Annotated in this window: 23 protein-coding genes and 1 pseudogene; 10 read left to right on the top strand and 14 right to left on the bottom strand. The window is 64.0% G+C overall.

Features of this window, described 5'->3' with window-relative positions; genetic code table 11:
- Positions 1 to 93 precede the first annotated feature (93 nt).
- Positions 94 to 693: a DUF2975 domain-containing protein gene (locus ACK8CP_RS10770; protein WP_414831763.1), complete on the top strand. Its 600-nt coding sequence runs from the start codon at positions 94 to 96 to the stop codon at positions 691 to 693.
- 14 nt (positions 694 to 707) lie between these two features.
- Entirely contained in the window at positions 708 to 929 is a 222-nt protein-coding gene (locus ACK8CP_RS10765; protein WP_414831762.1) for a helix-turn-helix domain-containing protein, read from the top strand.
- Positions 930 to 1,009: 80 nt separating this feature from the next.
- Here ACK8CP_RS10765 and ACK8CP_RS10760 read toward each other — a convergent pair whose 3' ends face one another.
- Complete coding sequence (locus tag ACK8CP_RS10760; protein WP_414831761.1) at positions 1,010 to 1,846, bottom strand: oxidoreductase; 837 nt, start codon at positions 1,844 to 1,846, stop codon at positions 1,010 to 1,012.
- Between the two features lie 57 nt (positions 1,847 to 1,903).
- Here ACK8CP_RS10760 and ACK8CP_RS10755 point away from each other — a divergent pair, with 57 nt between their 5' ends.
- Entirely contained in the window at positions 1,904 to 2,623 is a 720-nt protein-coding gene (locus tag ACK8CP_RS10755) for a TetR/AcrR family transcriptional regulator (RefSeq protein WP_414831760.1), read from the top strand.
- Between the two features lie 125 nt (positions 2,624 to 2,748).
- Here ACK8CP_RS10755 and ACK8CP_RS10750 read toward each other — a convergent pair whose 3' ends face one another.
- Complete coding sequence (locus ACK8CP_RS10750; RefSeq protein ID WP_414831759.1) at positions 2,749 to 2,910, bottom strand: hypothetical protein; 162 nt, start codon at positions 2,908 to 2,910, stop codon at positions 2,749 to 2,751.
- A gap of 165 nt (positions 2,911 to 3,075) precedes the next feature.
- Here ACK8CP_RS10750 and ACK8CP_RS10745 point away from each other — a divergent pair, with 165 nt between their 5' ends.
- Positions 3,076 to 4,128: an ankyrin repeat domain-containing protein gene (locus tag ACK8CP_RS10745; RefSeq protein WP_414831758.1), complete on the top strand. Its 1,053-nt coding sequence runs from the start codon at positions 3,076 to 3,078 to the stop codon at positions 4,126 to 4,128.
- Positions 4,129 to 4,309: 181 nt separating this feature from the next.
- Here the strand turns inward: ACK8CP_RS10745 and ACK8CP_RS10740 are convergent, their stop codons facing one another.
- The 6 genes from ACK8CP_RS10740 to ACK8CP_RS10715 form a co-directional block, all read right to left on the bottom strand.
- Positions 4,310 to 5,494, bottom strand: a complete 1,185-nt coding sequence (locus tag ACK8CP_RS10740; RefSeq protein ID WP_414831757.1) for a hypothetical protein — start codon at positions 5,492 to 5,494, stop codon at positions 4,310 to 4,312.
- A 69-nt stretch (positions 5,495 to 5,563) separates the two neighbouring features.
- Positions 5,564 to 6,094, bottom strand: coding sequence for a YcxB family protein (locus ACK8CP_RS10735; RefSeq protein WP_414831756.1), 531 nt, complete (start codon positions 6,092 to 6,094; stop codon positions 5,564 to 5,566).
- Between the two features lie 330 nt (positions 6,095 to 6,424).
- Positions 6,425 to 6,682, bottom strand: coding sequence for a hypothetical protein (locus ACK8CP_RS10730; protein WP_414831755.1), 258 nt, complete (start codon positions 6,680 to 6,682; stop codon positions 6,425 to 6,427).
- On the bottom strand, positions 6,639 to 6,884 hold the full coding sequence (locus ACK8CP_RS10725) for a hypothetical protein (RefSeq protein WP_414831754.1): 246 nt from the start codon (positions 6,882 to 6,884) through the stop codon (positions 6,639 to 6,641). The genes ACK8CP_RS10730 and ACK8CP_RS10725 overlap by 44 nt, the downstream gene beginning before the upstream one ends.
- A gap of 1,347 nt (positions 6,885 to 8,231) precedes the next feature.
- Entirely contained in the window at positions 8,232 to 9,869 is a 1,638-nt protein-coding gene (locus ACK8CP_RS10720) for a DUF6892 domain-containing protein (RefSeq protein ID WP_414831753.1), read from the bottom strand.
- Positions 9,870 to 10,053: 184 nt separating this feature from the next.
- Positions 10,054 to 10,713 carry a haloacid dehalogenase type II gene (locus tag ACK8CP_RS10715; RefSeq protein ID WP_234630500.1) on the bottom strand — a complete coding sequence of 220 codons (660 nt, stop codon included), beginning with the start codon at positions 10,711 to 10,713 and terminating at the stop codon, positions 10,054 to 10,056.
- 311 nt (positions 10,714 to 11,024) lie between these two features.
- On the opposite strand from ACK8CP_RS10715, the gene ACK8CP_RS10710 reads away from it, so the two are divergent.
- Entirely contained in the window at positions 11,025 to 11,879 is an 855-nt protein-coding gene (locus ACK8CP_RS10710; RefSeq protein ID WP_234630501.1) for a branched-chain amino acid aminotransferase, read from the top strand.
- 124 nt (positions 11,880 to 12,003) lie between these two features.
- Positions 12,004 to 12,354 (top strand): hypothetical protein, encoded by a 351-nt coding sequence (locus tag ACK8CP_RS10705; protein WP_234630502.1) that lies wholly within the window; start codon positions 12,004 to 12,006, stop codon positions 12,352 to 12,354.
- Between the two features lie 740 nt (positions 12,355 to 13,094).
- Here ACK8CP_RS10705 and ACK8CP_RS10700 read toward each other — a convergent pair.
- Together ACK8CP_RS10700 and ACK8CP_RS10695 are read right to left on the bottom strand one after the other, a co-directional pair.
- Positions 13,095 to 14,042: a c-type cytochrome gene (locus tag ACK8CP_RS10700; RefSeq protein WP_414831752.1), complete on the bottom strand. Its 948-nt coding sequence runs from the start codon at positions 14,040 to 14,042 to the stop codon at positions 13,095 to 13,097.
- Between the two features lie 7 nt (positions 14,043 to 14,049).
- Positions 14,050 to 14,523 carry a c-type cytochrome gene (locus ACK8CP_RS10695; RefSeq protein WP_414831751.1) on the bottom strand — a complete coding sequence of 158 codons (474 nt, stop codon included), beginning with the start codon at positions 14,521 to 14,523 and terminating at the stop codon, positions 14,050 to 14,052.
- 130 nt (positions 14,524 to 14,653) lie between these two features.
- On the opposite strand from ACK8CP_RS10695, the gene ACK8CP_RS10690 reads away from it, so the two are divergent.
- Positions 14,654 to 15,073, top strand: coding sequence for a hypothetical protein (locus ACK8CP_RS10690; RefSeq protein WP_414831750.1), 420 nt, complete (start codon positions 14,654 to 14,656; stop codon positions 15,071 to 15,073).
- A gap of 2 nt (positions 15,074 to 15,075) precedes the next feature.
- Positions 15,076 to 15,283, top strand: a pseudogene (locus ACK8CP_RS10685) (NAD(P)-dependent alcohol dehydrogenase); the annotation flags it as partial.
- 253 nt (positions 15,284 to 15,536) lie between these two features.
- On the opposite strand, the gene ACK8CP_RS10680 reads toward ACK8CP_RS10685, so the two are convergent.
- Both ACK8CP_RS10680 and ACK8CP_RS10675 read right to left on the bottom strand, forming a co-directional pair.
- The gene (locus tag ACK8CP_RS10680) at positions 15,537 to 16,037 is read right to left on the bottom strand and encodes a hypothetical protein (RefSeq protein ID WP_414831749.1); all 501 of its coding nucleotides are present in this window, start codon (positions 16,035 to 16,037) and stop codon (positions 15,537 to 15,539) included.
- Between the two features lie 50 nt (positions 16,038 to 16,087).
- Positions 16,088 to 16,678, bottom strand: coding sequence for a hypothetical protein (locus tag ACK8CP_RS10675; protein ID WP_414831748.1), 591 nt, complete (start codon positions 16,676 to 16,678; stop codon positions 16,088 to 16,090).
- Between the two features lie 259 nt (positions 16,679 to 16,937).
- Between ACK8CP_RS10675 and ACK8CP_RS10670 the strand changes: the two genes are divergently transcribed.
- Entirely contained in the window at positions 16,938 to 18,149 is a 1,212-nt protein-coding gene (locus ACK8CP_RS10670; protein ID WP_414831747.1) for a hypothetical protein, read from the top strand.
- A gap of 194 nt (positions 18,150 to 18,343) precedes the next feature.
- The gene (locus tag ACK8CP_RS10665) at positions 18,344 to 18,712 is read left to right on the top strand and encodes a hypothetical protein (protein WP_414831746.1); all 369 of its coding nucleotides are present in this window, start codon (positions 18,344 to 18,346) and stop codon (positions 18,710 to 18,712) included.
- Between the two features lie 40 nt (positions 18,713 to 18,752).
- Here the strand turns inward: ACK8CP_RS10665 and ACK8CP_RS10660 are convergent, their stop codons facing one another.
- Both ACK8CP_RS10660 and ACK8CP_RS10655 read right to left on the bottom strand, forming a co-directional pair.
- Positions 18,753 to 19,418 (bottom strand): DUF2268 domain-containing protein, encoded by a 666-nt coding sequence (locus ACK8CP_RS10660; RefSeq protein WP_414831745.1) that lies wholly within the window; start codon positions 19,416 to 19,418, stop codon positions 18,753 to 18,755.
- Between the two features lie 129 nt (positions 19,419 to 19,547).
- On the bottom strand, positions 19,548 to 20,231 hold the full coding sequence (locus tag ACK8CP_RS10655) for a metallophosphoesterase (RefSeq protein WP_414834239.1): 684 nt from the start codon (positions 20,229 to 20,231) through the stop codon (positions 19,548 to 19,550).
- Positions 20,232 to 20,380: the final 149 nt, after the last annotated feature.

Raw genomic sequence — 20,380 nt, 5'->3', positions numbered from 1 at the left:
GCAGAAAGAAATTTCTGTAAAACAATAAAATAATCTTGCCGCGCAGGGAGGCCTGCGCTAGAGACGACGCGTCTTTCGTTGCTGGAGGTTTCCATGCAAGCTGATCTCGATGCCTCTCTCGGGCTGGAGCCGGGGCGGCCGCGCGAGGCGGCCTGGCGCATGCGCCTGCTTTGCCGGGCTCTCGCCGCGACCTGCGTGATCGTTGCGGTCACGCTGCCCGCGACGATCCTCTTCATGTGGATGTTTCAGGACGGGGAAACGCTTTATCGCGCCGCCCTTGCGGACCCTTCGGCGCAGATCTCCGCCCATGTGCCGCACGATCTCGCGCTCTGGCAGCGGCTTGCCGGCGCGGCGCTGACGCTCGTTCCCGCGGTCTTCACGGCCGTGGGTCTTCTCAAGGCGCGGCGGTGTTTCCGCCTCTTTGCCGCCGGCACCTATTTCGACCCGGAGGTGGTGCGTGGTTTGCGCGGATTTGCCGGCATGACGGCGGTTTCCGTGGCGCTCGGGCTTTTGATGCGCGCGCCGGCGAGCGCCGTCATTTCGCTGTCGAACCCGCCGGGCGAGCGCTTCGTGACGCTCGGGCTCGCAAGCGGCGATCTGAGAGATCTCTTCTTTGCCGGCATGGTGTGGGCGATCGCGGCGGTGATGGCGAAGGCGGTCGTTCTCGCCCGCGAAAATGCCGCGTTCGTGTGAGCGGGGCGGGAGGAATGTCGATCGTCGTCACGCTGGATGTCATGCTCGCGATGCGCAAGATGAAGTCGAAGGATCTCGCCGAGACGGTCGGCATCACCGAGGCGAACCTGTCGCTCCTGAAGCAGGGACGGGTGAAGGGCGTGCGCTTCGAAACGCTGGCCGCCATCTGCCGCGCGCTCGACTGCCAGCCGGGCGATCTCTTGCGATATGAGGACGAGGCCGGCCCGGCTGGCTGAAAGGTTTTTCGGGTTTTTGGTCGCCAGGCGGGGCGGCCGCGGGGAGCCCGGTGCCGCCCGGTCATGCGTGAGACGGCGCTCTAAGCGTCGAAGCTCGTCGAGCGGGAGAGGCCGTCCCAGGCGGCGAGCTCGGCCTGCATGGCCGCCAGCTTCTGCTCGACGAGCCCGAGCGCATCCTCGCCCAGAAACAGGCGCAGGGGCGGGGTCTCGGCCGCGACGAGAGCGAGGAGGGCATCTGCGGCCTTCTTCGGGTCGCCCGGCTGGTTGCCGCTCTTGGCCTGGCGGGCGGCGCGGATCGGGTCCATCACCTCGTCATAATCGGCGATGCTGCGCGGTGTGCGGTCCATCGAGCGGCCCGCCCAGTCGGTGCGGAACTGGCCGGGGGCGAGCGCCGTCACGCGGATGCCGAAGCCGGCGAGCTCCTTGCCGAGCGCTTCCGAAATGCCTTCGAGGGCGAATTTGCTGCCGCAGTAAAAGGCGATGCCCGGCATGGTGATGAAGCCGCCCATGGAGGTGACGTTGACGATGTGGCCGCGCCGGCGCTGACGCATGCCGGGGAGCACCGCCTTGATCATGGCGACGGGGCCGAAGACGTTGGCCGCGAACTGGCGCTGAAGATCGTCGATGGAAGATTCTTCGAGCACGCCTTCATGCCCATAGCCGGCATTGTTGACGAGAACATCGACGGGCCCCGCTGCCGTCTCCGCGCCGGCAACGGCATCCGGGATCGCGGCATAATCGGTGACATCGAGGAGGAGGGGATGGGCGCGATCGGGTGCGGCGGCGGCAAACCGCTCGCCGTCTTCCGCGCGCCGCACCGTGCCGACGACGCGGTGGCCGGCGGCAAGCGCGCCCTCCGCGAAGGCCCGTCCGAGACCCGAGCTGACGCCGGTGATGAGAAAGGTTTTTGTTGCCATATGGCTCATGCTAGCTCCTGATCCGATCAACAGATTATATCGTGATATAATTCCGCCATGCCGCGCCGCAAGTCCACACCCTCCCTCTCCGATGCAAAGGCCGGTCCGGCCGCACCCGCGGCTGCGTCTTCCGGGGCGAGCGCCTCCGGGGCCAAGACGTCCGCGAAACCCCGTCCGAGCGCGACCACCCGCGAGCGCGTGCTCGCGGCGGCCGAGCGACTGCTCGAGAAAGGCGAGCCCGCCTTTTCGATGCGCGAGCTGGCGGCCGAGGCGGGCGTGAGCTTTGCCACGCCCTTCAATCAGTTCGGCAGCAAGGCGGCGATCATGCACGCTTTGTCGGCGGAGCTGATCGCAGCGATGCATGCGCGCCTGGCGGCACGTGAACCGGGGGGCGACGCGGCCGCGCGCATTCTGGCGGCGGTTGCGATCGCCGCCTCCGTGATGCTGGAGCGGCCAGCGGTGAACCGAGTGATCATGGCAACGCTCGGTGCGCCCGAAGGCCATCCGGGTCAGGTTCTGGCGCTGTCGCGCGCCTATTGGGCGCGGGCTCTGGGTGAGGCCGAGGGGTTTTCAGATCCGCGGTGCGCGCGCGAGACCCTGCCCGATCAGCTGGCCTTCACGTTTCGCGGCATCCTGTCTTTCTGGACGGCGGGCGAAATCTCCGACGCGGAGCTTCGCGCCCGCACGGCCCGTGCTGCCGCAGCCTCGCTCCTGGGCTTCGCCGGCCCGGACCTGCACGACACGTTTCTGCGGGTTTTGACGCGGGCGGAGGTGTGAGGGCGCGCGATCGAGGCTCTGCGCCTGAGAGGGAGGACCACCCGGATCGCTCCCGGGGAAGCGGCATGCATCGGACCCGCGCCATGCCGGCCCGCCCGCTCAGAGCTCACCCGCATCCGCGCGCCTCACACCCGCAGCAACGCCTTCAGGTCCGGCAGGATTGCGGCGGCGGGAAGGTCGTGGTCTTCGTCGGCCTGCCCGGCGCGGGCGATCCACACCGTGCGGAAGCCATAGGCGGTGGGGCCGGCGATGCCTGGCGAAGCCCGCCGGGGTTGTGCTGGCGGCAAGTGGCATGGCCTCCGCATGAGGCTTGCCGAGGGTGGGGGTGAGGGGTGTCAGCTCAGAGGTCGGAATTGCCTCGATGTCCTGCCGTAAAGCTGCCATTCTGAATTCCCAGCATGCCTTCGGTGAACGTCGCATCTGTATAGCCATCCCTCCTGAACTGGACATCCATGCCCAAGAAGCGTTCGACCCTCCCCAAGAACTTCGAGGAGCTTCTCACCGAAGGTGACCTGGATCGGCTCAAGGCCGTGTTTGACAAGTGTGACCTCGATGCGCGAGGCGGCATTTTCAAGCAAAGCGCGTTGGCATTTGCCGAATGTCCCGACGAGTTGATGCGCTGGTTGGTGAGACGTGGCGCGGACCTGCATGCCGAGGACAAATATGGGGAAACGCCGCTCCATTCCCAGGCAGGTCATTGGCGCGGAAAGGTCGAAGCGCTGGTCACTTTAGGTGCGGACGTTGATCGCGGTGTGGGGAGCCGAAAAGGCACGCCACTTCATCGGGCATCCAGAGCCGGGCTGATTGCGAATGTCCGCCAGTTGTTGGCTGCGGGGGCAAGCGTCGATGCCTTGGACGGGGAGGGTCGGACTCCCTTGGAGCGCTGCTTCGAACACTGTACGAATGCAAATGTCGATCGAGCCGCCGATGTGGCGGCAGCCTTGTTGAACGCAGGCGCGCAGGCGACGTCTCGATGCCGAACGAGTGTTACACGCATCGGCGAGACCTTCGAATTCCATCGCGCTGGCTTCAATCCTGAGCGCGTCGATCAGGCAAGTCGGTCGCTTGAAGAGCTCTACCGCCTGTTTGATGTCACCCCGGTTCCTCGGCGCACCATGCACGACGGCACGTCGCCGATCATCGCTACTGCCGCGCGCTGGGAAGATCGCTTCAACGAACTATGGGAGCTCCTGGTGCCCTCGAGCGGCGCGGCGCAAACCGTCCAAGGCGAGGTCGTTCGCCTCGCGGGAAAAATTCAGCGCGAACTGGACGGCAATGGCGGCGCCAACTGGGATGACGACTTTCACCGAATGGCGGATGCTTGGCTCGTTCTTGTCGGGAGCGGCACGCCATTGGGCGGGGCAGATTTGGCGGAAGCCGGCAACCTCGTTGTCGACGCCAAGGCTCGTGGTGGTGATATGGAGCGTCTCTGTGCGCTCGCGGTTTCCTGGGTCGAACGCAATCCCGATCCGGTTCCGCTACCGCCGCCGCTCTATGCTCGTTGAAACCGGGTATTGAGTGGAAAGGAATGCCTGGAAGCGGCCCGTCCGGTTTCGACCTTTCTAAGACACCCGCTTGCTCTTTAGTGATGCCGCGAAGCGGCCGTTGCTACGACCTCCTGCCTCATTCACATTCGGCTCTGGCTAACTGACCCGGCGGAGTGCGTATGAGTGCCGGCCTGGTTCCTCATTGCTCCGCGAGCACCGCGCTTTGCACGAGATCGTACGCGCTTTGGCCGGGTAGGCGCGTGACGATCATGCTTAAAGGGCGGCCTTCTTCCTCGGCGATATTCGAATAGTAGCTCACGACGAACAAGCGTCCGTTGTTCCAGAACGTCTTGCCTTCGAGTGTTCCGGCACCCTCGCCTTTGGAATTGGTGACGGCGAAGCGAAAGGCTTCGCCCTTCAAGGTGCCATCGCTAGAGAGGTTGATCGGCTCACGCGATTGCAGTTTCGGCCTTGGCAAACCCTCGGATTGCCCCATCAGTTGACGCTGCGCCATCTCCACCCCCGCATCCAGCGGAATCGGCCCCTTAGGCGTATCGAAAACGGCAAGCCACACCAAAGCGCGGACGCCTCCGTCCCTTTGGTCAAGAAGATAGAGTTCTCTCGCGGCACCAGGCTTTTCGAAGTCGTTGAAGACCACCTTCAGCGGGCTCGGGACGGGCAGTTTTGTCGGCGCATCTCCGATCAGAACGTCGATCCATGTGGCTGCGTCGCCGTAACCGTCCGGTCGGCCGTCGTCAAAGTCGAGATTGGAAACGATCGGCAGGGCGACATCGAGCGCGGCATCGACACGCGCATTGAGATCAGCGGGCTCGCTCGCCGGCGCCAGAGGAAACTCGAAGGAATGGATGATCATGTCGTGCCCGCGCGTGCGGCAGTCCGCGAAGAAGCCCTGTTGGGGTCTGTCCTTTTCGTCGAATGTGGCGGACAGCAGCTGCGCGTGCGTCTGGTCGCGATTGGTATCGGCGATCAGCGTCCTGTACTCTTTAGCGGATAGAAACGCCTTACAGAGGCGGTTCGCAGCCCCCGTATCGCGAAGCTGAAACGCCGTGACCGTGCCATCGATCGCGCCGTAGGGGAAATCGAGAGCGTATTTCGCCACGACGCCGACATGACCGAACCCTTCGAAATTCGGCCCGTCGAGGGGAGCGGTCCGAATGCTGGCGTCTTCGGGCAGATAGGTCTCATAGTTGAAGCTGGGAGCCCCAAGGTCGATATCCGCGCGCTTCCATCCCTGCGCCTCGGCCTCTTCGTCCGTCCAGCGGACCGGCGGAAAGGGCACTCCGGCTTCATCGATTTTCGGCTCGGCGACCGCTGCGCCTGTCAAGGCAAGGAAACATCCCAGTTCGAGAAGGCGTTTGCGCATGTTTCGGTGCATGAACTTGATCCGTCACCAGCTCTGAACCGAGCTCCAGCACAAGAAGCTATCGCTGGCTTACGATCGATCAACGCTTCGCTTCACAATGCGTCTGAGGTCCGCAATCTGCTCGGGCGTCAACGCCCGCTTTGGAAGGACTTGGTAGTTGAAGCGCGAGGTCGCGAAAATAAAGACGTTCTTGTCCTCCCTGAGGAACACGTAATCCCGCCAGGCGTACCGACTGTGCGCGTTCTCCTGCGTGACCGTATAGAACTCATCGTCCCAGGACGCGGTGCCCGGTTCGGCGAGCAGCTTTTCCTGTTCCAGTCGCTTTCGGATGATGCGCGGTCCGAGAACCAGCGGAATACCGAAGAGCACCGCTCCCATGACGAAGCTGGCGAGCGACGCGGAAGCGGCAGCGGCGATGACTCCATCGAACCAAGTGCGCCAATCGGCATAGGTGAGGAGCATGAGCACGATGACGGTTCCCACCCAGATCGCCGCCAGTTTTGCGATCGTCTTCGACTGGCGATAGTTCCCGAATGCGTGCAGGCGCATAGCCTGCGTGAGATCGTCTTCCGTAATGGTGAATGTGGTTTGTTGCTTCATGGCGTCGTGTTCGCTCTACCCCAAATACCCCTTCATGGATGAGGATATAGGAATACAGACATGCTGTGCTGCGCCGATATCCGCTGGAGCTTCGTAGTTGTGGAGAAGTCGTGATTGAAAGGGCGGCTATTCTACTTCAACGCCGGAAGGCTGCCTGGCTGGGTTCCACCCTTCCACGATGTCGCCAGGCGACGGGGAGCGTCCACTTCGAAGGAGCCGCCTGGACCGTTTGAACGTTCGCCATGGGCGCATCGCCGTCGGGACGTAACGACCTTGCCGCCTCAATGCTTCTGGAAAAGCGAAAGGGCGCGGGTTGTCACCTCGCGCGCGTCACACCCTGAGCAACGCCTTGAGGTCCGGCAGGACGGCGGCGGCGGGGAGGGCGTGGTATTCGTCGGCCTGGCCGGAGCGGTTGATCCACACGGTGCGGAAGCCATAGGCGGTGGGGCCGGCGATGTCTGGCGAAGCCCGCTGGCCTGTCTCGACCGCCGGTGGCAGGGCCTCTGCACGAGGCTTTCCGAGGGTGGGGTTGAAGGGTGTCGGCTCAGAGGCCGGAATTGCCTCGATGTCCTGCCGTAAAGCTGCCATTCTGAATTCCCAGCATGCCTTCGGCGAGCGGGAGGCGAACGGTTTCCTCATGCCAAGCGAAGCCGCTTCTGGTGACGAGTTGGGTCTGCTGGCCACGGAGGACGATGTGCAGGCGGATCGCGTCACGGCGATCCTCTTTCGGGTCGCCCCGGGCGAACAGCCGCGCTCCTATGGCCTCGATGTCTCCCGTCACTTTTGCCATCCAGGGTTTTTCCCCTGTCTATGCCTGGACGTGGAGCACCGCCGTCGGCCTGTCGATCATCACGGCATTCATTGTGGCTGACATCGTACGTGGCCGAACAAAGCCTATGCCGCGAGTATCCTGAGACCTGTTACGTGACAGGTGTTGGTCTGGTCGCAAAATGCGTCGCAGGTTTCGGGGGTTTTCGCGAAGGGCGAGCCGCGTTGGTAAGCGTCCATGGGTGATAGCCTATTTTCTGGGGGTGAGTAATGATCCGTTTCTTCCGTATATTTTGGGCTGTGTTTTGGCGGTCGATCTTTGTTCTGGCAATAAACGCCGGAATAAACTATGGAATTGCGAGGATGGCCCGCTCTCTGTTTGTTCAGACTGATTTTTTTATAAAAACACGAGCTTCAATCGGCTTGCTCCCTGCAGTAATTATCTTCACGGCCTTGGCCGTGGGAGTCGGAAGAGGTCAAAGCATAATTCTTGAGAGGCGCTCGCCTATGTCTCTTGCGCAATGGCAACAAACCTATTTCGCCACGGCAGCGTGCGCTTTTATAGTAATGATAAGTATTTGTATTGTAGCATTAACAGCAAGTACGGACTTTTGGTTTGCTTTCCGTATGCTGTTCTCGCTCCCGATGTTCCTGCTCTTCTGGATTGGAGTTTCGATTTGGCAGACCAACTCGCGGAAGACCTGACGACATGGAGTGGACCCCGTTTCGCGGGACAGTCGGCGGTTGGGTGTAGGCACTGAGGCGCATGGAGTCCCGAGGCGATCGCTTGGGGCCTGTGGACGGGACGCATGCCGGGTCTGTCGCTCTACCTGCTCGGCGTCGGGTCGGTCGCGGGACTGGCCAATATCAGCTTCCTTCCCGGCACGAACTACGCGTCTCAGCTACTGAGAGGTGTATTCACTGACAACCTGCTCGCCCTCCAACCCGTGTTCGGAGCCATCGTCCGTCTCGCGGTGTCCGGCGAAATTCCCACAGCTTCCGCCCTGATGGGATGCCTACCAGCCTTACTGCCGTCCTTGCCATCGCGAATCCGAAACTCCGGTCGCGCCGCCACAACGCTCGCACCGACGAGGAAAGCGAGACTCTACTTGCGACGCCGAACCGGCCGAATACCAAGCCCTGAACGGCAGCTTCGACTCTACCGACATGCTTTAAGACGGACAGTCAGCAATCCACCCTTCCACGATGTCGCCAGGCGACGGGGAGCGTCCGCTTCGAAGGAGCCGCTTGGACCGTTTGAACGTTCGCCGTGGGCGCATCGCCGCCGGGATGTGACGACCTTGCCGCCTCAATGCTTCTGGAAAAGAGGCGCGTTCATCCGTCTTGTAGAGGCGGATGTCGTCGACGGTTAAGGCCCGTCCTCCTCGGCGATAAGTTCGATATCTCGCGCGCGAAGAGCCTTGAGGAGTTTGGCTCCAGGCTTGCTGTTTTCGAGCCCGCTGATCCGCTTGAGATTGGGAACGAGATCGAGATCGTTCGCGGCCTTCGCCGTGACCGGAACGGGGTCGTCTCCGGCTCCGGGGTCCCAGAACGGAAACAGGTGCTCGATGTAGCCCGGACCGCCATCGAGACCGCTCGATTGATGAAGCCTCTCGACCGTCGCGAGAAGGTCGTCGGAGATTGCGAGATCGCGGAAGTATCTGGCGACTTCGGGAATGATATCATAGCCGTCGTCCTCGACGGAGATCTCGCGCTTGTCGTACTCTTCCGCGAATTCGTGAACATCGAAGCGCGGCCGAAGGTCGTCTCGGCGATACATCAGCTCCTCGATGACGAGAAGCTTGAACCCGAAATCCTTGAAGCGTTTGTCGGCAGGTTTGGGCATCGCAAAGCGCCGCGGTCGCTCGGCATAGGATCGGGCTTCGTCGAGGAGGGTTGCGATGGGCGCGGTGGTGTCCCCGGGCAAAAGCTTGACGACCGTCTGCAGCGCGCGGCGCGTGGTGTGAGACACTGCAACGCGGCGCACGGCCTTGGCGCGCCGCCGGGCGAGCCAGCCGTCGAAATCCTGGCGCACCGCGTCAAGCTCGCGCTCGGACTTGACCAGCCGTTCCTCGTCGTTCGCCTTTTCTTGCGCAGCGGAAAAGCCAAGCGTTCCCCGGCAGGTGTTGGTTTCGATGCGGCGACGTTGGCGCTCCACCTCCTTCGCTATCCGGTCGATCGTGTCCTCTTGCGTCGTGGGTTCAAGTCCGAGCGCGGCAAGAACGAACTCTTCGACGAAAGGCACGGCACGTTCGCGGGGCCAGGATCGCCCGTCGTAGAGAGCTTTTGCGAGAATCGTCGGCGCCTGCGAATGGCGGGGATCGTCGCGGCGCGCATAAAAGCCGAGCATATCTTGCTGCATCCAACCCATGGCGCCTTCGGACACGCTTCGACGTTCCAGAACATAGAACCGGATGATCTCGGCAAAACGCTCGGCGCTTTCCGGCGCATCCGCCAGCAATGAGAGTGCTGCGATGCTATTCTGCCGCGGAAAGGCGCGGAAAAGCCTGGGTACGCGCAACGCCGCTTCCACGGCCTGCGGCCACGGGCGTCCTTCGAAAGGGCAGTGCCAACTGTAAATGTCGATCATGGCACCCGCGACATCGCCGAGGGTTCCGGTGTGGCGAAGCCGTGGCTTTGGGCACAGCCGCCGGTCGGGCATTTCGAGCGCACGATCGATCAGAGCGAGATGCTCCTCATGGCGTGCCAACAGGTGTTCAAAGGCTTCGGCGCGCCGACGCCCGAGAAAGGAACCCGACGAAAAGGCAAGCACGAAGCGATACTGATCGAGTGTGTCGGGCAGGAGCGTCGAAACGCCGTCCTCTTCCCCGAGGAGGGCGTGGACGGCTTGAAAATAGTGGCCGTAAAGCGCGGATATGACGCTCGCGTCCTTGGCAATCAGGTCGTTCAACTCCGCACGAAGCTGCTGGACCGCATCGAAATCGTCCGCGGGTGCGCGTAGGAACGACCGCACCGTCTCAACCAATGCTGCTTCATGATCCGCCAAACCGATCACTCCCCCGATACGCTGTGGTCTGCAAAACGACGATAAGGGATACGCGTTGCGAAATCAGGCGCTCTTCCTGTGCTCAGCCTCAGTTTTGCTGTTGGGCGGCGACGAATTCTTCGAAGCGTTGCTGCTCAAGGTCGTTTCAGCCAGCACCGCTCAAACCCGCATCCGCGCATCGCCTTCACACCCTGAGCAGCGCCTTCAAATCCGGGAGGACGGCGGCGGCGGGGAGGTCGTGGTATTCGTCGGCCTGGCCGGAGCGGTTGATCCACACGGTGCGGAAGCCATAGGCGGTGGCGCCGGCGATGTCCCAGCGGTTCGAGGATTGAAACGAGATCGCTTCCGGATAGACGCGGAAATAGGTGGTGGCGAGCTCGTAGGCGCGTTCATCCGTCTTGTAGAGGCGGATGTCGTCGACGGAGAGGACGGCATCGAAGAGTCCGTTGAGCCCGGCGGCGGCGATCGCCGCATCGAGCATGTCGCGCGTGCCGTTGGAGAGAATGGCGAGCTGGCATCCGGCCGCGCGCAGCCGGCTCAACGTCTCCGGCACCTCCGGATAGCAGTCGAGGCTGCGATAGGCGGCAAGAAGCGTCGGCTTCATGGAGGAATCGAGCGCGGGATAGGACTGGAAGGCGTGGTCGAGCGCGGTTTCCGTCAGCGTCCAGAAATCGACGTAGCGCCCCATCAGCGAGCGCACCCAGGAATATTCGAGCTGTTTGGCGCGCCAGTGATGGGAGAGTTTTTCCCAATCCGGCCCGACGGCTTCCGCATGCCGGCGCACGGCCGCATGCACGTCGAAGAGCGTGCCATAGGCATCGAAGACGAAGATCGATGGCTGCATGCGGCTTCCCCCTTGTCTCGCGCCCCTTGTCTCGCGCGCCGTCGGCTTTCGGGCGCCAAATCGCCGGCGCGCCCGCATTCCGGGCCCGCCCGCAGATGCCGCCCGTCGGCGGCTTGTGACGAGATAGGGTCTAGCAAGACGGCGGCATTCAGGCTACCGCCAGGAGTTCATATTGGCGGCGACGGGCGTCTTCGCCGCGCCCCGGCCGCGCCGCGAAAGACGTGGCGCAACCTCGCTGGAACGGGGTCGGGACGGGCGTTTTTGAAGGCGCGGGCCGTTCGCCGCAAAAAGCGACAGACGAGAGGCACGACATGGCTGAGTGGTCGAAAACCTGGACCTTTGTGGATGGCGACTGGCATGAGGGGAATGTCCCGCTCATCGGCCCGCGCAGCCATGCCATGTGGCTCGCCTCGATGGTTTTCGACGGGGCGCGGCGCTTTGAAGGCGTGATGCCCGACCTCGAATTGCATTGCGCGCGCGTCAATGCCTCGGCCACGGCCTTGGGGCTCGAGCCGAAGGTCGACGTGGAGACGATGGTGGGGCTCGCCAAAGAGGGCGCCAAGAAATTCGACGACGAGACGGCGCTCTATATCCGGCCGATGTACTGGGCGGAGGAGGGCGGCTTCATGTCGGTGCCGCCGCTCGCCTCGTCGACGCGCTTTTGCATGTGCATCTACGAGACGCCGGTTCTGGAGCCGAAAGGCTTTTCGCTGACGCTCTCGCCCTATCGCCGTCCGACCATCGAATGCGCGCCGACGAACGCCAAGGCGGGCGCGCTTTATCCCAACAACGGGCGGGCGATCTTGGAGGCGAAGTCGCGCGGCTTCGACAATGCGCTGGTGCGCGACATGCTGGGCAATGTCGCTGAGACCGGCACCTCCAACATTTTTATGGCGAAGGACGGGGTGGTGTTCACGCCGGCGCCGAACGGCACGTTCCTGAACGGCATCACGCGCCAGCGCGTCATCTATCTTCTGCGCCAAGCGGGCGTGGAGGTGCGCGAACAGGCGCTGACGATCACCGATTTCATGGCGGCCGACGAGATCTTTTCGAGCGGCAATTATTCCAAGGTCGTGCCCGTCAATCGCATCGAGGACCGCGATCTGCAGCCTGGCCCGATCGGCAACCGGGCGCGCGCGCTCTACTGGGAGTGGGCGCACGCCTGAGGCCGGCTGGTCGTCGTTGGTCCTGTTGGGGCCGCTGTCGTGGGGGCCGGTGTTCGGCCGTGTGTTGGAAGCGGCCGGCCGGAACCCCAGATAAAGCTGACGTCTGTTTTCAAGGGAGTTGTGTATGTCCCGCTTTCTGCCTGCCGCCGTTTCGGCCGCCGCCCTGTCCGGGCTTCTTCTTCTCGGCGGGACGGCGCCGGCCGACGCCACCTGGCTGCGTTTCGACGACGGCGTGGGGACCTGCAAGGCGCTGACGGCGCGCTATGATGCGAAAAGTCTGTGGTTCGGCTGGGTCGCCTCGCAGGGCCAGGGGCCGGCGGGCGGCGAACGCGGCAGCCGCCGCTTCTATGCCGAGGGCTGCTTCCGCACCAAGATCGAATGCCAGCGCTTCGTCAACGAAGGGCTGAGCTTCTCGCGCGGCCGGCTCATCGCCATGCAATGCGAGCCGGGCGTGCCGCCGCGCGCGCTCCGCTGAGGTTTTTTTGGGGGGGGGCGGGTTTCGTTGGCTCTCCGGCGCTTTTCTGGCTGGGTCCCAACTCGTTTTGGGGGGACCCCCACCCCTGTCCCCTCCCCACAAGGGGGAGGGGGACCGCGCGGCTGATGCCGGAGTTTTTTGGTGCGCCGCTGCGGGCTGGCGGAGGGGCCGGCCCTCTGCGGGGTCGATCGGCTCTCTTCTGGTTTGACCGACCCTTTTTGCGTTCGAGATGTCGTCGTTTTGGCGGGTGGTTCTGCCCGGCGGATGGGTGCGCTCCACCACCTCCCCCTTGTGGGGAGGTCGACGCGGCGGCGAAAGCCGCTAGCGTCGGGTGGGGGTGGCGGCGCTGATGGCCGTTCTCCGAAGTCAGCACTCGGGAAGGCTCCCACTTTTTGGGGGGACCCCCACCCCTAGCCCCTCCCCACAAGGGGGAGGGGGACCGCGCGGGTGATGCCGGAGTTTTTGGTGCGCCGCTGCGGGCTTGCGGAGGGGCCGGCCCTCTGAAGTCAGCACTCGGGCAGACGCCCACTTTTTTTGGGGGACCCCCACCCCTAACCCCTCCCCACAAGGGGGAGGGGGACCTTGCGGCTGACGCCGGAGTTTCGTCGGGCCGCCCGGTCAAGGGGCGCATGATCAAGGGGCTGGATGATCAAGAGGCTGGCGGGTCAAGGGGATGATCCGGGGATAAGTCTCGCCTGGGGGCGGTTCAGCTTTTCGGGGCTGCCTTTCCGGTCCACGCTTTATCCTCCGGTGTTGTCCGCGCCGCTGCCTCCGCTTTTGCCGGCGCCGAGGGGCGGGATGGCTTTGAGGTAGGCGGCGATGGCGGCGCGGTCTTCGGGCGGGAGTTTCGCGAGGTTTTCCTGCACCGGCACCATCGGCCCGCCGACGCTGTCGAAATCGGGCGTGAAGCCGCTTTCGAAATAATAGGTGAGGTCGGAGAGGCTCCAGCCGCCGATGCCGTCATCGGACGGGGTGATGTTGGGGATGCGGCCTTTGCCTTCCGGGTTCGGCGCGCCGGCGAGCCAGCGATCGGTCTCAAGCCCGCCAAACGCATCGCGCGGCGTGTGGCACTGGGCGCAATGGCCGGGGCCTTCGACGAGGTAGCGCCCGCGCATGAGCTCGTCGTTGCTCTCATCGACGGCGATCACCGGCGCGTCGGAGAGATAAAGCCGCTTCCACAGGCCGATGCCGCGGCGCAGCGAATAGGGGAAGGGGAGGTCGTGGCCCGCGACCCGGTTTGCGCTCGCCGGAAGCGTGTCGAGATAGGCCTTGAGATCGAGAAGATCGGTGAGGCTCATCTTGGCGTAGGAGGTGTAGGGAAAGGCCGGATAAAGATGCGCGCCCGACGGCGAGAGCCCGCGCTTCATCGCATTGACGAAATCGATGTCGCTCCAGGAGCCGATGCCGGCTTCGCCGTCTGAGGAAATGTTCGGCACGCGGAAGAGGCCGAAATCGGTGTCGAGCTCGAGCCCGCCGGAGAGCACGAGCTTTGCCTCGCCTTCCGCTTTGGGCGCGGCATGGCAGGAGGCGCAGCTGCCCGCCAGGAACAGGCGCTCGCCATTGGCGACATCGGGCTCATGCGCGGGAAGCGCCGCGGCCGCGAGCGGCCACGGCATCGTTACGACATAGAAGCCGACGAGTGCCGCGGCCGCCAGGACGACGACCGCTGCCAGAAGCTTTTTCGCCACGAAAACCTCAGTCCTTTTTCACGCGATAATCTTCGTGACAGGATTTGCAGTTCTTCGCGACCTTGCCGAACGTCTCCTTGAAGGCGTCGAGATCCTGCGGCTTCGCTTTCACGGCCGCGGCGGTCGCCTCTTGCAGATCGCCGATCTTGGCGTGGAAGCCGTCCATATCCTGCCAGATCTTGGGCGAGGCTTCGGTGTCGCCGGTGTCCGAGCCTTCCGGGAAATAATGCCCGAACGTGTGGGCGCCGGCATCGAGGGTGGCGAGGACGAGCTGGCCGACCGCGGGATTGTAGGGGATTTCGCCCTTGATCATGCCGCCGCCGACCTTGGCGGAGGCCCCGAAGGATTCCATGATCGTCTGGCGCGTCTTGATGGGGTCGTCGGTGCCGCTGGATGCCGCGTCTTGGGCATGGGCGGCGAAGCCCGCGACAGAGGCCGCGGTGAGGGCGCCGGCGATGGCGAGGGAGATGCTGCGAAGCATGAGGCTGCCTCCTGTTTGTCTTGGACAGGTCTAGTTATAGGGGGCGGTTTCGCGGCAGCCAGCGGCAGAGACCGCGACGGCGCCCCTTCACGCAGGCGTGACGGCGCGCGAGCGATCGGGAGGTTTCGTGATGGCGGCATTGAGAAGCTTTGGGGCGGCGCAGGGGCGCGGGGCGCAAGGTGAACCGCGCGCGGCGGCGAAGGCCGGGGTTTTGGCCGGGGTCTCTGCCGCTGTCGGGGTGGCGGCTCGGGCGGTGGTCTTGGCGGGGGGCCTGGCGACCCTCGTGGTGGCGGGTGCGCTCACGGCGACGCCCGCGGCGGCCGTGGTCGGCCACCCGCCGGCACCCGAAGGCGGCGGCGCCTGCGAGGCGGGCGGCTGGAGCTGGGTCGGGACGTTTTCCGGCACGAGGGAAGACCCGATGAACGACTGGCGCCGCCCGGTCTTCCTGCGCGCCTGCTTCCCCAACGAATACACCTGCCGCCGCTGGGTGAACTCGGTGCAGACCTGGGCCGAAGCGCCGGGGCTGATGCGGTGTGAGAGGATCAAGTAAGTTGCCATTCGCAGGACGGGCCGGGCACGAAGCATGGCTTCAAGCCGCTCGGCAGCTGGCGAATTCGCCAACGTGATCGATGGGGCGCAGGCGGAGTATCTGCTAATGTCCGATGCGATGGCCACTCTCGCGCGGATCCCCGACGGCCCGTCGACCGGCTCTTCCGGCGCCGAAAGCGGGGTGGTGAGGGGCGGTAAGACGGTGATAGTACTTCCTAATACGTCTCTAGCATGTCGCAGCACTCGACAGCGTACAGTTGCCTTCCCTGTCGGCCCATCAGGTAGTGGACTGCCTACATATCTCACTCGTTTATCTAGATTGTCGGGGACCCTTCCAAGCGGCGAATCTCGTTCCTCAGAGCGTTCACTTCCTTGTCGTGGACGTGATTGAAATCGCGATGGCTGGCGTAGAAGACGTTTATCGCCTCATCGCGCCGCTCAACTTTCTCCGGATCGATAGCCTCTCAGCAGGCTCTAAATGCCTCTGCAACCGCCCTGCCTTTTTCGAGCATATCGGAGATATGCGCTTGGAGATCGTCTCCACAGGCTCCCCTGCATTCTTCAACGGTGCTGGAAAGCGATGCAACCGACTTGACGCGGCTAGTTTGGTTTTGGGGACTATCTTTAAAGGTCTGAAGTTCGCGAATGCAGGCCGCCAACTCCTCCGAATAGGCTTTCGAACGGTCCAGTTGTCTCAATGTCTGGCGCAGCCGATCGGCTCGCATCATGGCGGTTTGATGAGCGATTTCGCGAAGCGTGTCGTTGAGTGTTCGAAGCGTCAGCGCCGCGGCTAGAACCGCGAGAGCGCCAGCCAGCAACGTCTGCCATTTATGAGCGGCCACGATGAATTGGCAGAAGAGACCCTGACCGTCGATGGCCACGCAGGCCGTCGTGCCTCCCCATAGACCGAGTACGAGAGCGACCGTCACGCCAATGAGGGCTGCATACGCCGAAATGCTTTTCATTATGCCAACGTTAGGTTTGCCGGCTTCTCCGCAAAGCTGTTCGGAGAACGCTAGTGCCGGACGGTAGGAATTCGGCCGAAAAGCAGGAGCGGTTCGCCCTGCCAGAAGACCGAGACGTCCTGGCTCAGCCCATTCACGGCATGGTAGAGAGCTGCGAATGGGTCTTCGGACGCAGCGATACCCAACTGCGCGCGGATCTCCCGCCGCGCTGCGCCGGGCGTGGCAATCGAGAGGCCAGCCGATCCGTAAGGCCAGGGTGCATCAAGATCCGCTTCGAAACCGTTTTTTTGCAAAAAAGCTTCCCAGTCAGCGCGGGCACGGGCGATGTCGGCTTCTCCAACAAATCGCAGAGCGTCGCGCCAGATCGGCAGACCCGTGGCGATCGCAATAAACGTGTCAAAATCAGGTGCGACGATGCCGTACAACCCCTCCGAATCGATCAGGAGGATCCGCCCATCCGGCGTCACGCTGAAAAAGCCGCCAGATCCATCCATCGCGAAGGGCCGCGCCTCCGGAGGCTCGATCCGGTAATCATCGAGGATGATCTTTGACGGCCGCACCAGCTCAAGCTCGACGATCTCCTCGATCTCGGGTTTGAGCGGTGAGGCCTCGATTCGTTCGGTGATCTCGTCCGCTTTCATGGTTCCTCCCGAAGCCGAAACGTTGCTCACAATGATGCCTGCGATGACGCAGGACATGAAAACGACAAGTTGCAATCGTGTCCGCATGCCGCACCTGCTCCTGACGCCATTTATCGATTCTCTCATCTTGCTAACCCATCACGCAATCGAATGTCGGCGTCCGGGGGATCAAGGCGCCAGCTCAGGTGCAGCCTGGGCCGGATGCAACCGCCGCGGCCGTTCCGGGTTCTCCCTCGGCATTTTGGGAGGGGCGGGGTTCATGAGACGGGTTGTTTTTGCGCTTGCGGCATTCGTCGCCTCGGCCGGGTGTCTTCCGGCGGCGGCGCAGTCCGGTGCGCGTGAGCAGGCGGAGAGGGCGGCCGCCGGAGCGCGGGCGGAGCGTTCGGCGGACGCCGCCTTGGTCGAGGCGGTGCGGGCTGTCGGGATGCGCATCCGCGCCTGCTGGAACCCGCCGCTGGCCTCGTCGGGCGCGCGCGCCGTCGTCTCCTTTGAGGTTGGGGAAGAGGGACGGCTCGTCGGCGAGCCGCACGTCGAGGAGGCGGATGCAGGTGCCGCATCTGGGGCCGCCTCGGGGGGCGCTGGCGTCTCTGGGGCCGACCAGGCTTTTGCGCTCTCCGCGGTGCGTGCCGTTCGCAACTGCGCGCCCTATCCGGAGATCCCGCCGGGCGAGACCGTCAGGGCGCCGTTCGTGTTCGTGGCCGAAGGCGGCGGCGACGATGCCGACACAGGGGCGGATGCGAACACTGCCTCCGATGCGAACACGGCCACCGATGCGAACACTGGCACCGACGCGAACACTGGCACCGACGCGACCCCCGGCGCCGACAGCGCAGGCATGTCGGCCGCGCGCAGGATGGAGGTCGGAGGACGCAGCTTCGGCTATCGTGTGCCGCCCGGTTTCTGCCGGGTCGAGGCTGCGATTTCACCCTATGACGCGGTCCTGCTCGAGCGTCTCGAGCCGCCGAAAGGGCGCGGCGCGACCTTGGTGGCGCTCGAAGCGGATTGCGATGAGCTTGAAGCGGCGCGGGCCGGTGCCGACGTCAAGCCGCGCCGGCTCATCTCCATCGTCGCGATGATCGACGGTGCCGGCACTATTGTCGTCGACGACAAGACGCCGCGCGAGGAATTCCTGAAGACGATGAGGGCGCGTTTTTCCGATATGGCGCCGCTCGGGGAGAATGACGATGCGGAGTGGGAGGGGTCGCGCCGGCTCGGCCACACCGACGAGGCGGTGGTCGTCGTCCACCAAAATCCGGGCGGCGACGGTCGCTCGGCCATCAACCTGGCGAACGCCTATACGCTCGTGCGGGGCGTGCCCTTCATCGTCAACATGCTGGCGGCCGATCGGAGCGAGAGTGTTGCGACGGCGGCCGACATGGCGAACGCCGTCGTGCACACGATGGTCGTCATGTCGGAGCCCGAGCGAGGAGAGGAGACGGGGGAAGGCGACGCGCCCGCCATCGAGCGCTGAACAGCTATTTCGGGGCGCCCTGCGTCTCGGCCGCGCGCAGGCCGACGGACATGCGCGGTCTCCGCGGACCTCTCGCCAATCATGCGCGGGCGCCTATGATGCGGGTTTCGCGATGCCAGGGGATTCAGTTTCGCGATGCCAGGGATTCAGGCGCGTGCCGGTGTCTCGACGGCCAGGGGAAGGGACATTCGATCATGACCACGGGAGGCGCAAGCGCGGCGGAGGGGCCGTTCGTGTTTCGGCTGAAGCTTCCCGCGGGTGTCGAGGCGTGGATTTATCCCTCCGCCTTGGTCGTGGCGGTGGTCTTCAGCGCGCTCGTTGTCTATCACCACGCGCATCAGTCGGTCGCCCTCGCGGTCATCCTTCTGATCGGTCTGGTTCTGTCGGATCTCGCGCATCCGATAGCGGCGCGCGGCTTCGGGCTCACGTGCGATCTGATCGTCCTGTCGGTCGACGGGGCGTTCGGCTTCCTCGAAGAGCCGGAGTTGCGGAGGAGCGCGATCGCCTTCGCTGGTCCAGCGCGCGAAGACCCGATGAACGACATCGATCTGTATCCAGCCTGACCGACGCTCTGCGTTCGCGTCCGGCGGGCATCCGTCCTTGTCAAAGCAATTCGAGTGTCGGCCGAAATTCCTGCGCGGATGTCTCGGCGAGGGTGGCCGCGCGGCTGGAGGGGTGGTTTTGCAGGTAGTTTTCGATGAGGCGGAAGCCGAGGGAATAGCCGAGCCATCTTGGCAGGTCGCCTCGGCCGTAGAACCAGGCTTCATGGTTATAGTCTGTTCTGTCCCATTCGTCCGCCACGCGCGCCGAATGGGGGCGGATGTCATCGTCTGGCAGCCGCTCCCAGGGTTCTGGCGGGCCGCCAAAAAGCTCTTGAACGAAATGGCCTGCCAGTCCTTCCGAGACCAGCGCCTCGCCCAATGATGAGCCATAGCCGGGTCCGTCCCAACGCGCAGCGTGATGAAGCTCGTGGGCGAACATGCGCTCCAGAGACATGTCCGCGTTGGGGCGGAGGGCTGGATTGCCGGGATCCACGGTGACGAAAATGACGCCAGGCTTGGGCGAGCGACCGACATGTCCCTTCTCGGGGATGACCCATGTCCCGCTTTGCACCACGACATCCAGGGGCTGGAGCGGCATGAGGGCCGCCCCCTTCTCGTGCGTGGCCGTCAGGGTGTGGCGGAGCCAGGCACGGATGTCCGCGAGGGTGCCGCGCGCATCGAGGACATGGAGTGTGAGCGAGGACATGCCGGCAGCATAGCGCATCATCCGGCCTGCCGAGCATTGGCTTTCGGATTGCCCGAATGGCGCCGGGGCGCGACAGGACGCTTGGTTCCAGACTGTATGGGGGGAAAGGGGTCGGTCCGCGTCCGAAGCCGATCCTGGGAAATCGGTCGCTCAGACGGCGATGTGATGGCTGACCAGGTCACGGCCGACAAGGCGGTGAACCATGATCATTGGAGGTTCGTGGACGACGGGCACATCCGGTCCGCCGAACCAGAGCGGATTGGCGGGGCAGATCGAGCCGCAGATATGCGCGGGAACTCCGCCGAGAAGGCTGGTCATAGGCCGGTGAACGTGGCCGGAAGAGATGGCGAGCGGCCGGTGCGGCCGTCGTCGAAGCAGGTCGCCGAACTCCCTTGCTCCTTGCGCCATGACCGCGTCCATCGGTGCGATGCCGCTGGCAAAAAGGTGATGATGCGAAAAGACGAGCGATGCATCGGCCCGCGGCGCGTCCAACACCTCTTCGACCCAGTTGAGGTGTGGGGCGACGTCACCCGCGGACGTGTCGTTCAATGTCGTATCGATGCCGATGAGCCGCACACCACCGATCTCGGCCACAAAGTGCATGGCATCGCCGCGCGCAACAGAACCGGGACGGTCCGAAAATGTCGCCCGCATGGCGCTGCGGTCATCCGAGTTGCCGGGCAGGAGCAGGACGGGGCAGCGCAATTCGCCGAGGCGGGCAGCGATTTCCCTGTATTCTTCGCTTGAGCCGTCTTCGATGAGATCGCCCGACATGACGAGTGCGTCGAGGTCGAGCCCGTCAAGCCATGACAGCGCGCGGGCGAACCTTGTCATATTGTCATTGTCCGGCGCTGCATGGATGTCGGAGATCTGCGCTATGATCATCGGGGCGTCCTCCATCGGCGGCGGCAGGACGTTACCACATGGCCGAGGCCGGATGACGGAAACGCGAGGTTCTCTGAAACGCTCGCCAGTCATGCGCG

It is taken from the genome of Afifella sp. YEN Y35 (genome assembly GCF_047553465.1).
In the GTDB taxonomy this organism is placed as follows: Bacteria; Pseudomonadota; Alphaproteobacteria; order Rhizobiales; family Afifellaceae; genus Afifella; species Afifella aestuarii.
This window is presented reverse-complemented; position numbering and strand designations above follow the sequence as displayed.

Coding starts and splice junctions, on each gene's coding strand:
- ACK8CP_RS10770 (WP_414831763.1), top strand. CDS start 94: ATGCAAGCTGATCTCGATGCCTCTCTCGGGCTGGAGCCGGGGCGGCCG.
- ACK8CP_RS10765 (WP_414831762.1), top strand. CDS start 708: ATGTCGATCGTCGTCACGCTGGATGTCATGCTCGCGATGCGCAAGATG.
- ACK8CP_RS10760 (WP_414831761.1), bottom strand. CDS start 1,846: ATGGCAACAAAAACCTTTCTCATCACCGGCGTCAGCTCGGGTCTCGGA.
- ACK8CP_RS10755 (WP_414831760.1), top strand. CDS start 1,904: ATGCCGCGCCGCAAGTCCACACCCTCCCTCTCCGATGCAAAGGCCGGT.
- ACK8CP_RS10745 (WP_414831758.1), top strand. CDS start 3,076: ATGCCCAAGAAGCGTTCGACCCTCCCCAAGAACTTCGAGGAGCTTCTC.
- ACK8CP_RS10740 (WP_414831757.1), bottom strand. CDS start 5,494: ATGCGCAAACGCCTTCTCGAACTGGGATGTTTCCTTGCCTTGACAGGC.
- ACK8CP_RS10735 (WP_414831756.1), bottom strand. CDS start 6,094: ATGAAGCAACAAACCACATTCACCATTACGGAAGACGATCTCACGCAG.
- ACK8CP_RS10730 (WP_414831755.1), bottom strand. CDS start 6,682: ATGGCAGCTTTACGGCAGGACATCGAGGCAATTCCGGCCTCTGAGCCG.
- ACK8CP_RS10725 (WP_414831754.1), bottom strand. CDS start 6,884: ATGGCAAAAGTGACGGGAGACATCGAGGCCATAGGAGCGCGGCTGTTC.
- ACK8CP_RS10715 (WP_234630500.1), bottom strand. CDS start 10,713: ATGCAGCCATCGATCTTCGTCTTCGATGCCTATGGCACGCTCTTCGAC.
- ACK8CP_RS10710 (WP_234630501.1), top strand. CDS start 11,025: ATGGCTGAGTGGTCGAAAACCTGGACCTTTGTGGATGGCGACTGGCAT.
- ACK8CP_RS10705 (WP_234630502.1), top strand. CDS start 12,004: ATGTCCCGCTTTCTGCCTGCCGCCGTTTCGGCCGCCGCCCTGTCCGGG.
- ACK8CP_RS10695 (WP_414831751.1), bottom strand. CDS start 14,523: ATGCTTCGCAGCATCTCCCTCGCCATCGCCGGCGCCCTCACCGCGGCC.
- ACK8CP_RS10690 (WP_414831750.1), top strand. CDS start 14,654: ATGGCGGCATTGAGAAGCTTTGGGGCGGCGCAGGGGCGCGGGGCGCAA.
- ACK8CP_RS10680 (WP_414831749.1), bottom strand. CDS start 16,037: ATGAAAAGCATTTCGGCGTATGCAGCCCTCATTGGCGTGACGGTCGCT.
- ACK8CP_RS10675 (WP_414831748.1), bottom strand. CDS start 16,678: ATGAAAGCGGACGAGATCACCGAACGAATCGAGGCCTCACCGCTCAAA.
- ACK8CP_RS10670 (WP_414831747.1), top strand. CDS start 16,938: ATGAGACGGGTTGTTTTTGCGCTTGCGGCATTCGTCGCCTCGGCCGGG.
- ACK8CP_RS10665 (WP_414831746.1), top strand. CDS start 18,344: ATGACCACGGGAGGCGCAAGCGCGGCGGAGGGGCCGTTCGTGTTTCGG.
- ACK8CP_RS10660 (WP_414831745.1), bottom strand. CDS start 19,418: ATGATGCGCTATGCTGCCGGCATGTCCTCGCTCACACTCCATGTCCTC.
- ACK8CP_RS10655 (WP_414834239.1), bottom strand. CDS start 20,231: ATGACAAGGTTCGCCCGCGCGCTGTCATGGCTTGACGGGCTCGACCTC.